Consider the following 1,761-nt stretch of genomic DNA (forward strand, 5'->3'; position numbering starts at 1 on the left):
GAAGCCCGGACCCACCCTACAACTTGAAGGGTCCACGCAGGGCTCTGACCGAAGCGGCTTACAAAGCTCGCTCCTATTCAGGAAGCAGGAGGTTGCTTTCTGTGCGATCCATAGAGGGTTTCTCTCCAGGGACGTGCGACATCGTGCGGGTCCGGCTCTGAAGCTCTCCGTCCTTCACGCGTGTCTTGCTCTGAGATTTGCTGAAGGTGCCCTGGTCCATTGCCTGAGCCTTGGATTGTGCTTTCAGCTGGTTCGTGTTCTCGTTGATCTTCGTGCGGCTCTGCGTCTTGCCGTCGGCCGCAGCGGCGCTTCCGCCGGATGCGATTGAGGAGGTGGTTCCGTCGTTGGTGACGCAGGCCCCGGCAGTTCCGAGCGTGCTTGCCGACGTTCCGTCGGCCGCGGCGCTTCCGCCTGTTCCCACCGTTCCCGCCGCGTCACACTCTTGCGCTTGTGCCGGAGAAATAAGGAGGAGGGCCAAGGACGCTGCAGATGCAAGGAGGCTCGTACGATACATGATAATGCCCTTTACTTCGTCGGTTTGGTGATGTCGCAGGTGCCGTCCGACCGACGGGTGATCACCGTGCCGTCGGGCTGAACGATACTTGCGGTTGAGAAAGAGTGACCGTCGGACGAGCTGGAACTCGATATCGCTCCGCTGCTGGAGGCCGATGACCCGGCAGCCGATGATGTTGATCCCGTGCCGGATGTTGTCGCGCGGGCTTGTCCATCAACTTTTGTCGATGCAGAAACCTTCCCGCCTCCCGCCGTCACAGACGAGGATAACCCGCCTGTAGTTCCAGGCTCGCTGTTATCGTTGTGGATGATCGTGCAAGTGGTGCCGTCATCCAGTGTCACCTGCTCCGAAGACGCGGCGATGGCGATGCTGCCGAACATAATGAGCGGCAAGGCGAGCGGTCGGCTGTGAAGCGTGCGCAGAATTTTCATGATCTCCTCCCTAGGAGGTTGGTTCCGGTGATCCGGAACCAACCAGCGAGTTGTTAGCAGCTGCCATTGTCCTTTTTGGCCTGGCCAGGAGGGCAGTCCTTGTTGCTGACGTCATCCTGAGCCGCGCCAGCGGCACTCCCGGCAGTCCCCACAGAGCTGCTGGAGGTCCCGCCACCGGCGCTTGTGCCACCGGTGCCGAGTGTGGAAGCCGATCCGGAACCGCTCGCCGAGCCTGCAGCGGATCCACCGGTCCCGACGGAGCTGCTTGAGGTGCCACCGCCGGCCGATGTTCCACCCGTGCCAAGGGTTGAGGCAGAGCCCGCGCCATCACCGGATCCGGCGGCCGAGCCACCAGTACCGACAGAGCTGCTCGCAGTACCGCCGCCCGCGGAGGTGCCGCCGGTACCCAGCGTCGAGGCAGATCCCGACCCGTCACCGGAACCAGCGGCCGAGCCGCCTGTGCCGACGGAGCTGCTGGAAGTGCCTCCACCTGCCGACGATCCCCCGGTGCCAAGGGTAGAGGCAGAGCCAGAACCGCAATCGGTGGCGCCGGGAGCGCAGTCTGTGGTCCCTGCAGAGCTGCCGCCTGTGCCGACTGTGCTGCTGGACGTTCCGCCGCCCGCGCTCGTGCCGCCGGTTCCGACGGTGCTGCTGGTCTGAGCATAGGCTGAAAGCGCCGTTCCGGCGAGTAGCGCCGTCGCAAGTGCAAGTGGGGTAACAAGTCTCATGGGTTCCTCCTGAGTTTACATGCCTCGGTCGATATCCGCCAAAGCTACCGATGGAACACCCAGTTAGCGACCCTGTTCCCGCCTGAGG

At 63.4% G+C, this 1,761-nt stretch carries 2 protein-coding genes and 1 pseudogene; all 3 read right to left on the bottom strand.

Annotated elements, in window-relative coordinates; translation table 11 throughout:
- Positions 1–73: 73 nt before the first annotated feature.
- On the bottom strand, positions 74–514 hold the full coding sequence (locus LXM96_RS21495; RefSeq protein WP_240000592.1) for a hypothetical protein: 441 nt from the start codon (positions 512–514) through the stop codon (positions 74–76).
- Between the two features lie 11 nt (positions 515–525).
- Positions 526–894 (bottom strand): hypothetical protein, encoded by a 369-nt coding sequence (locus LXM96_RS21500; RefSeq protein ID WP_240000594.1) that lies wholly within the window; start codon positions 892–894, stop codon positions 526–528.
- A gap of 356 nt (positions 895–1,250) precedes the next feature.
- Positions 1,251–1,673, bottom strand: a pseudogene (locus LXM96_RS22010) (hypothetical protein); the annotation flags it as partial.
- Positions 1,674–1,761: the final 88 nt, after the last annotated feature.

Origin of the sequence: Rhizobium halophilum (assembly GCF_021648825.1) — a bacterium.
In the GTDB taxonomy this organism is placed as follows: Bacteria; Pseudomonadota; Alphaproteobacteria; order Rhizobiales; family Rhizobiaceae; genus Neorhizobium; species Neorhizobium halophilum.

What these genes read in the sequence shown, in the direction of transcription:
- LXM96_RS21495 (WP_240000592.1), bottom strand. Translation starts at nt 514, where the DNA reads ATGTATCGTACGAGCCTCCTTGCATCTGCAGCGTCCTTGGCCCTCCTC.
- LXM96_RS21500 (WP_240000594.1), bottom strand. Translation starts at nt 894, where the DNA reads ATGTTCGGCAGCATCGCCATCGCCGCGTCTTCGGAGCAGGTGACACTG.